Here is a 7,688-nt window from a genome sequence, read left to right as displayed (position 1 = left end):
GAAAGCACCGGTCTTGAAAACCGGCATACGTTAATAGCGTATCTAGGGTTCAAATCCCTATCTCTCCGCCACTTTTAAAAAAAACCGCTGTTCTTACAGCGGTTTTTTTTATCTGCGGTTTTTTTTATCTGCTGTTTTTTAACCGCTGTTATCGAAACTTCTAATTGGTTTTTCTCTAGCTCTTTCTCCAAGTTTTTGCGTACCTACTTTGGGTTTAGTTTACGCAGTAATACCTTCAATCGAAGACATTTCCATACGTCTCATTTGGGCTTCAAATAGAGCTTTGTTAAGTCTCAACGTGGGATGCTTAAACGCATTTTGATAGAGTTCCAGTCTAAATACTGCGGATGCACTTGGAGAAAAAAATGAAGCTACTTTACTGGTTAGATGAATGGCAAGCTCTTACTCAACAAGAACAAGAGATGGCTTTACCTATCTCTGGCTACGATTTACTTGATGATGTGTTTGTGAAGTATGAACTCGTCGATCTTAACAAGCCATTGTTGTTCACATTTTCTCCTTCCGGTACTGATGTGCAGGTACAAGATTTAACTCCGGATTTTTCTCCTTGGGGCTACGAGCTCGGAATACAACAACAAGTAAACATTATTGCCTTTCAACATTTAGGACAAAGTAATTGGTTCCGTAGTCGGAATTTGATTTTCTTTCTGGAGCAGCTATCTGAGTTGCTTCACCCCTTCAAATGTCGTTTGGGTTATGGGCAAAGTCGAGGTGGCTTTGCAATTAGCGCGTTTGCTAACTTGCTGAAACTAGAACATCTTTTGTTGTTTTATCCTGTTAGCACAAAAAATAAAGCGTTGGTGCCTTGGGATGATCGGCCGAGTACTGAGCTTGCTCAGCAGTTTGCTTGGGAAAGCGGCTACCATGATCGAGATTTGGGCAATGCCAAAGGTTATATTATTTATGACCCATCCAATCGCATTGATTGTCTTCATGCTGAACGTTATCCAGAGCTTACCCATTTAAAAGTCGTCGGTATGGGACACGGCACTCAATCCACACAATTAGATAAATTAGAATTTTTTAATCTGGTGGCGCAGGAGTTTGTTCGCCATCAAACCTTAGATATTGACCAATTTAATAAGCAAATTCACGCTTTGTTTTAAAAGAGGACTGATATCAGAGTCCCCTGTAACCAGGGGGAGATGATCACACACTAAAAACTAGATTTTTAACACAATTGCTAGGCGCAATTTAGATGGAGGATTAATGAAGTTACTGTACTGGTTGGATGAATGGCTGGCTCTTTCTCGTGAAGAACAGCAAACCAGGCTACCGATGTCCGGGGAGGACTTACTTGATGATGTATTTGTTAAGTATGAGTTTGTCGACCGCAATAAACCGTTGTTGTTCACCTTTTCCCCTGCTGGTACGAATCTACAAGTACAGGACTTACACTCAGACTTTGCGCCTTGGGGCTATCGCTTAGCCCAGAAACAAAAAGTAAATATTATTTCATTTCAGCACCTTGGGAAAAGTAACTGGTTTCGTAGCCGTAATTTAATTTTCTTTCTAGAGCAACTGTCGACTTTACTTGAGCCCTTTGAATGTCGTTTAGGCTATGGACTTAGCCGCGGTGGTTTTGCTATTGGTGCCTTTTCCAATCTATTAAAGTTGGATCAAGTATTGATGTTTCACCCGGTCAGCACAAAAAACAAAGTTTTGGTGCCATGGGATGATAGGCCAAGTACTGAACTAGCCCAACAATTTGATTGGGAAGGAAAGTATCACGACCTTGACCTTGGCGATGCAAAAGGCTATATCATTTATGATCCAACTAATGAAATCGACCGCCTTCACGCCAAACGCTACCCAGAGCTCACTCACTTAAGAGTCTTCGGGATGGGGCATGGTACCCACGCGACGTATTTGAATAAATTCGGTTTTTATAAGCAAGTGGCCGTAGACTTTATACGTTATCAGAAGATAGATATAGCGCAGTTTCGTCATCAGACCAAAACGCTGCGCTTAAAAGAAGATTACTATCAGTGCCTTAACAAGGCGAATGCGAGCTCACAGCATCGTTTAAACTTACTGAGTACCGCTCATAATGTACTAATTGAAGAAAAGAAAGAACATGTGAAGGAGCATCAAGCACAAATCGATATTCAGCCACTTGTTGATATTGCACTTAAGCATGAGTATGACAACCCGCAAGATGCAGTACAGCTTTTGGAAGTCGCTCAGCAGTTGGTTCCGAATGATCCCGTTGTGGAGCACAAGTTGCAGCAACTGTCGTAACGTTGAGATGTAATGCGGACGATATTGGTCGAAATAGGTCAGTGGCTTTTGTCGCTGGCCTTTTTAATAGCTTATGGATTGATATTTCGATGAAATCTAATGAAGCAGTACAAAATAAAAAGCCCAAGCAAATGCTTAGGCTCAATAAATGTTAATGCGAGTTTTAAAACTCTTTTGGCGCAAAGCCTGTCATCACATCAAGGCGAAGTTCTTTACCAACTTTTGTTAATGGGTGAACGATTACTAAGCCGCGTACGCGTTTTTTCAGTTTGCCGATGTCCGCTTGTTCTGCTTTGGTGATTTCACGAGAGAAAGGCATATCAAGTAAGCTTTTACGTTCTTTGTTCAGCTCATAGTTTTGCTTGTGCTTTAACTGGTTAAGCTTTTTGGTAAGCTGTTCTACTTCATCCGTGAACTTTGTAATCATTTCGTGATCACCACGAGAACGTGCCGCATCAAGTTTACGTTGGCATGTATCTAAACGGTTGTGCAGCTTTTGAATATCAGTTTTTATGCTCATGGTAATTTGGCTCAAATTTTAAATAGTCGAGGAGTATAGCATAGCTGAGATCACACGCTCTACTATACTTCTCGATTGTCTGGCTTTAGTTAATCAGTTCATTGCCCGATACGTTACCAGAGAAAAAGGCTTCGACGTTATCAAGCGTCACAGAGGCAATATTATTCAGTGCTTCGTGAGTCAAGAATGCTTGGTGGCCAGTAAACAGCACGTTATGACAAGCCGATAAACGGCGGAAAACATCATCTACAATGACATCGTTAGATTTATCTTGGAAGAATAAGTCTTTTTCATTGTCATACACGTCTAGGCCAAGCGCACCAATCTTACCTTGTTTCAACGCTTCTATCGCCGCTAGTGAATCTAGCAACTCGCCTCGACTGGTGTTAATGATCATTACACCATCTTTCATTTGCGCGAAGGCTTTTTCGTTCAATAAGTGATAGTTTTCTTCACTCATTGGACAATGGAGAGAGATAATATCCGCATTAGCGTAGATTTCTTCAAGCGAACAGTAACGGGCTCCCATTTCTAGCGCTAATGGGTTTTCGTAGGGGTCGTAGCAAAGCAGTTCCATGCCAAGCCCTTTGAAGATACGCATCGTCGCGATACCAATCTTACCCGTACCAATAACACCAACGGTTTTTCCGAAAAAGTTAAAGCCAACAAGACCTTCTAGCGAGAAGTTGGCGTCACGTGTGCGTTGGTAGGCCTTGTGAAGACGGCGGTTTAGGCACATCATTAAACCAACCGTGTGCTCTGCCACTGCTTCTGGTGAGTAAGCAGGAACTCGAACCACTTGTAAGCCTAGTTCTTTGGCTGCTTGTTGATCAACTTTATCATATCCCGCGCAGCGCATAGCAATAAGCTTGGTCCCGCCCAGAGAAAGCTGTTTAAGGACAGGAGCTGAAAGATCATCATTAACAAACGCACATACAACATCACTGCCGTGCGCCATCTTGGCTGTTTTTTCGGTTAGTCGGAAGTCGTGATAGTGAAATTCAAAATCGCGGTTATTTTTAATTTTATTAAAAGAGGCTTCGTCGTAGGATTTTGCACTAAAAAAAGCAATGTTAATCATGGTTCCCTCTCAAAAAGTACGGACTTTATAAATAAATATGCTTATAAAGTAATGCAACTTAGCCGCAATGAATAGAGAAATCTTCTCTTTGACTTTGTTGTATCAAATAACGATAAGAAGTACGCCTTTCAGCGAGTGCTATCTTACGGTTCCGCATTAGATACTGTTTGCTTTACGAGCCTTAACTGACTAGCATTATCGCTCTTTTCTTGTTCACTTTATTAGCTTAGGCGTTACGACAATGTCAGTAAAATGGTTCTCTATGTTCTTGTGTTGTGTGTTTGCTTCGGGCACTCACGCAGCTGTTGACCTTGTTAAAGTCGACAAGTCTAAGCGTCGAATGTATTTGATGGAACAAGGAGCAGTGCTAAAAGAATACCGAATTGCTTTAGGAGCGAACCCGCAAGGACATAAACAAGAAGAGGGAGACAATCGCACGCCAGAGGGCGAATACACTCTAGATTATGTTATAGAGGACTCTGCTTTTTATCGTTCTGTGCATATCAGTTACCCTGATGCGATTGATACGTTGGAAGCGAAGCGCCGAGGTGTGTCCCCTGGAGGGAACATCAAAATTCATGGCTTAAAAAACGGTGAGAGTCAGTTGCCGATTTATATCCAAAGTTTTGATTGGACTAATGGGTGTATTGCGATTACCAACGAGGAGATGGACGAATTTATCCAGCTTGTCGAGATGGGGACACCAATTCAGATTGAGTGGTAATAAAAGGTCCCCTTTAATGTTCTGGCTCTTATAGGCTATGGCATAAAGCGCTGTGGATGATCACTAAAAATACCGTCTAATTGAGGTAGGTATTTCAGTTTATTTGGATTGTTTACCGTATAGCACATCACTTTGTAACCGGCTTGTTGGAGTTTGTTTATCTGGCGAGTACGAACCCAGTTAATGTTTAGGTTGCAGCTATAGGCACTAACTTCCTCCAAAAGGCGTTTATCTTTTCTCGTAAAGAATTCACTTAACACACCCAATCGGTAGCCACTGCAGTATTTGTGCATCGCTCTAATGACGTCATGACTAAAGCTCGATAGGAGTACATTCTCTTGCGGCATTGGACTTTTTGTTAACGCATTGGCGAGAGTCTGCGCCACTTCTTCCGCTGGATGGTTGTCTACTTTAACTTCGATATTCAAGTTAAGCTTATTCTCAGTAGCTAAAGTGAGCAGTTCATCTAGTGTCACGATCTTCTCGCCTGAAAAGTCTGTGCTAAACCAACTACCGAAATCTAATGCTTTTAACTCTTCCAGGGTGAGCTCATCAACACGCCCTTGTCCATTGCTGCATCGATTGACGGTATGATCATGGCAAACCACTAAAACATTATCTTTGGTAGGTTGTATATCCACTTCCACCCACTTCAACCCCAGGTCAATGGCTGCCTGAATGCTTATTTTTGTATTCTCAGGGTATGAACCTGCCACGCCACGGTGACCAATTAATAACGTTTCCATTCGCTTTATCTTTTGCTTTGCGGTTGCCAGATTGTACTCGTTTTTTCTATGAAGATATATCTAGGTGCATATTGTTAGGAACTTTTAGTAAAAGTGAACATTAAACCCTAATAGTACGTTGCTGCTTCTTGGACTGAGTCCTGTGGACTTAAAGCCTTAGAGTGTGTAGTTGTTTAATTGGTAAATGAGTAATAAAATGCGAACCATTTTTATTTGAATGGTGAGTGGTAATGTCACGAGTTTTGATAGTCGATGATGACGTTCCTTTGTGTGAGCTGTTAGAAGCGGTTTTGCAAGAGGAGGGCTACATCGTCTCTTCTGTGCATTGCGGTGAAAGTGCGCTGCAATATATGGAAAAAACGCCTGTAGATCTTGTATTGCTTGATGTCATGTTACCAAACCTTAACGGCATGCAAGTTGCTCGTAGGATCTGTCAGCGCTTCGCGACACCTATTCTAATGCTTACCGCTCTCAACGATGAAAACTCGATGCTTGATGGTTACCAAGCGGGGGCCGATCAGTATATCGGAAAGCCTTTTAATGTCGCTGAGCTTCTAATGCGCATCAAAGCGATTCTTCGTCGTGTTGGCTTAGAACGTCAGCGTCAGACGATGTGTAGTACCGTTCAAACGATCAGTGACCAGCTTAATAGCTTACCCCTCACAAGTACGGAAGCTGAACTATTGAGCTACTTGGTAAAAAACCAAGGAGTCGTGATTTCAAAAGCAGAGCTTCAAACCGAAGTGTTAAAGAAAGAGCTGAGTCCTTTTGATCGCAACCTTGATATGCACATCAGTAACATACGTCGCAAGTTAGTTGAAGCGGGGCTTTCCAAGCAACATATCAAAACCTTCCGTGGCAAAGGTTACAGTTATTTAGAGGCTGTAAACCGTTAATGAAGCTCCGGTGTCCACCTTTTATTGCAAAACGTAAAGACAGCTTAGCGTTCAAGTTATTTAGTTGTATGACCGCAATTGTCATTAGCATTTTGGTCGTGCAATCCTTAGCGGAACAAGCTCTGGTGAAAGCCATGTTGAAAGTGCCCGATAGTGTGCGAGAAGAAATGCTAGACCTTGCACATCAAGCCAATGTATTGATTGAGCACGGAGACATGGACGAACTTGCTGACTGGGCAAATGCGCAAAACTTTTATTTATTTGTGTTGAATGAACATCAGCAACCAGTTACGCACCGTCTGATGCATCCGCACTTCGAGTTCAAACTTCAATTTAAGAGAAGCATTGATGATCAACTTGAGGGGAAAGTGAATCGCCCCATCATCAATATTCCTTTAGTTCATGGCAATACTTTAGTGATTCAATTGCCACATCGACTGCACCCTGCAAATGACTTCATTCTGTATTTCTCTATTCTCAAAGTCGTGATTGCAGTGGTTATTTTGGCGCTCTTTTCGCTGCTAATGGCACGTAACTTACAGCAACCATTGGATCGATTGAGAGAAGCAAGCAAAAAGCTATCTAATGGCGATTTTAATGTTAGTGTCGTGAAAGAGCTGAAGTCGAGCACGCGTGAGTTTAACGAGTTAGCGCAAGACTTCGATCACATGACGCAACAGATTCATTCTCTCGCTGAAAAGCAGCGACTGCTTATAAGAGATGTCTCTCACGAATTGAGAACGCCGTTAGCGAGGCAGAACTTGGTTCTGCATCTTTTGCGAAAGCGTGTTGGAGAAAGTGAGCAAAGCCTAGTGACAAGGCTAGAAGATGAAGCAAAAGAGCTAAACCATTTGATCAGCGATATATTGGAGTTCAGTCGCTTGGAAAATGCGCGCTTCGACAAAGCCACGAAACGCTGTGATTTAGAAGTTTTGCTCTCCCCGCAAGTAGAACGTTGCAAAATAGATTTGAAGTCAGAACAGACGTTGTCTTTCCGCTCAGAAGCTGTATGTGCTAAAGCCATTTGTGAAGAAACGCTGGTCATTCGTTGTTTGAACAATCTTATTGGTAATGCCATTAAATATTCAGGACAAGCATCTCAGATAGAAGTTTCTCTGGAAAATTATGTCAAAGAAGGGCAGCAATTCACCACCATGTCAGTATCTGATAATGGGCCTGGTATTCCAGAGAACAAGCTGGTCGATATTTTTGATCCGTTTACACGCTTAGATGCTTCTAGAGATAAAAAGCTTGGTGGCTACGGTTTAGGTCTTGCGATTGTCAAAGAATCCATGCGTATTATGGGTGGATCCGTTACGGCGAAAAATCGTGAACAAGGAGGTCTGAGTGTTACTTTGGTGTTCAAGCAGTAAGTATGGTTAAGTCTTATTAACCGTGATGTTGATCACGTTATTGTGGCTCGTCATCAGAGAGTACTTTACAAAAGTTTGCAAATGCA

The 7,688-nt window shown here is 42.1% G+C and carries 8 protein-coding genes; 5 read left to right on the top strand and 3 right to left on the bottom strand.

Going from position 1 to position 7,688, the window contains the following annotated elements:
* Window positions 1–365 precede the first annotated feature (365 nt).
* The gene (locus R7P74_RS19850; RefSeq protein WP_225474135.1) at window positions 366–1,127 is read left to right on the top strand and encodes a cytosolic protein; all 762 of its coding nucleotides are present in this window, start codon (window positions 366–368) and stop codon (window positions 1,125–1,127) included.
* Window positions 1,128–1,230: 103 nt separating this feature from the next.
* Window positions 1,231–2,262 (top strand): hypothetical protein, encoded by a 1,032-nt coding sequence (locus tag R7P74_RS19845; RefSeq protein WP_005374275.1) that lies wholly within the window; start codon window positions 1,231–1,233, stop codon window positions 2,260–2,262.
* 163 nt (window positions 2,263–2,425) lie between these two features.
* Here the strand turns inward: R7P74_RS19845 and R7P74_RS19840 are convergent, their stop codons facing one another.
* Window positions 2,426–2,782, bottom strand: coding sequence for a YibL family ribosome-associated protein (locus R7P74_RS19840; protein WP_005374274.1), 357 nt, complete (start codon window positions 2,780–2,782; stop codon window positions 2,426–2,428).
* Window positions 2,783–2,867: 85 nt separating this feature from the next.
* The gene (locus tag R7P74_RS19835; RefSeq protein WP_054579202.1) at window positions 2,868–3,863 is read right to left on the bottom strand and encodes a 2-hydroxyacid dehydrogenase; all 996 of its coding nucleotides are present in this window, start codon (window positions 3,861–3,863) and stop codon (window positions 2,868–2,870) included.
* Window positions 3,864–4,104: 241 nt separating this feature from the next.
* Between R7P74_RS19835 and R7P74_RS19830 the strand changes: the two genes are divergently transcribed.
* On the top strand, window positions 4,105–4,587 hold the full coding sequence (locus R7P74_RS19830) for a L,D-transpeptidase family protein (protein ID WP_005374271.1): 483 nt from the start codon (window positions 4,105–4,107) through the stop codon (window positions 4,585–4,587).
* A gap of 35 nt (window positions 4,588–4,622) precedes the next feature.
* Here the strand turns inward: R7P74_RS19830 and R7P74_RS19825 are convergent, their stop codons facing one another.
* Entirely contained in the window at window positions 4,623–5,333 is a 711-nt protein-coding gene (locus tag R7P74_RS19825) for a glycerophosphodiester phosphodiesterase family protein (protein WP_005374268.1), read from the bottom strand.
* Window positions 5,334–5,563: 230 nt separating this feature from the next.
* On the opposite strand from R7P74_RS19825, the gene R7P74_RS19820 reads away from it, so the two are divergent.
* On the top strand, window positions 5,564–6,229 hold the full coding sequence (locus R7P74_RS19820) for a response regulator transcription factor (RefSeq protein ID WP_005386018.1): 666 nt from the start codon (window positions 5,564–5,566) through the stop codon (window positions 6,227–6,229).
* Entirely contained in the window at window positions 6,229–7,602 is a 1,374-nt protein-coding gene (locus R7P74_RS19815; protein ID WP_318123111.1) for a histidine kinase sensor domain-containing protein, read from the top strand. The genes R7P74_RS19820 and R7P74_RS19815 overlap by 1 nt, the downstream gene beginning before the upstream one ends.
* Window positions 7,603–7,688 lie beyond the last annotated feature (86 nt).

The organism is Vibrio sp. 2033, from assembly GCF_033339735.1.
This window is presented reverse-complemented; position numbering and strand designations above follow the sequence as displayed.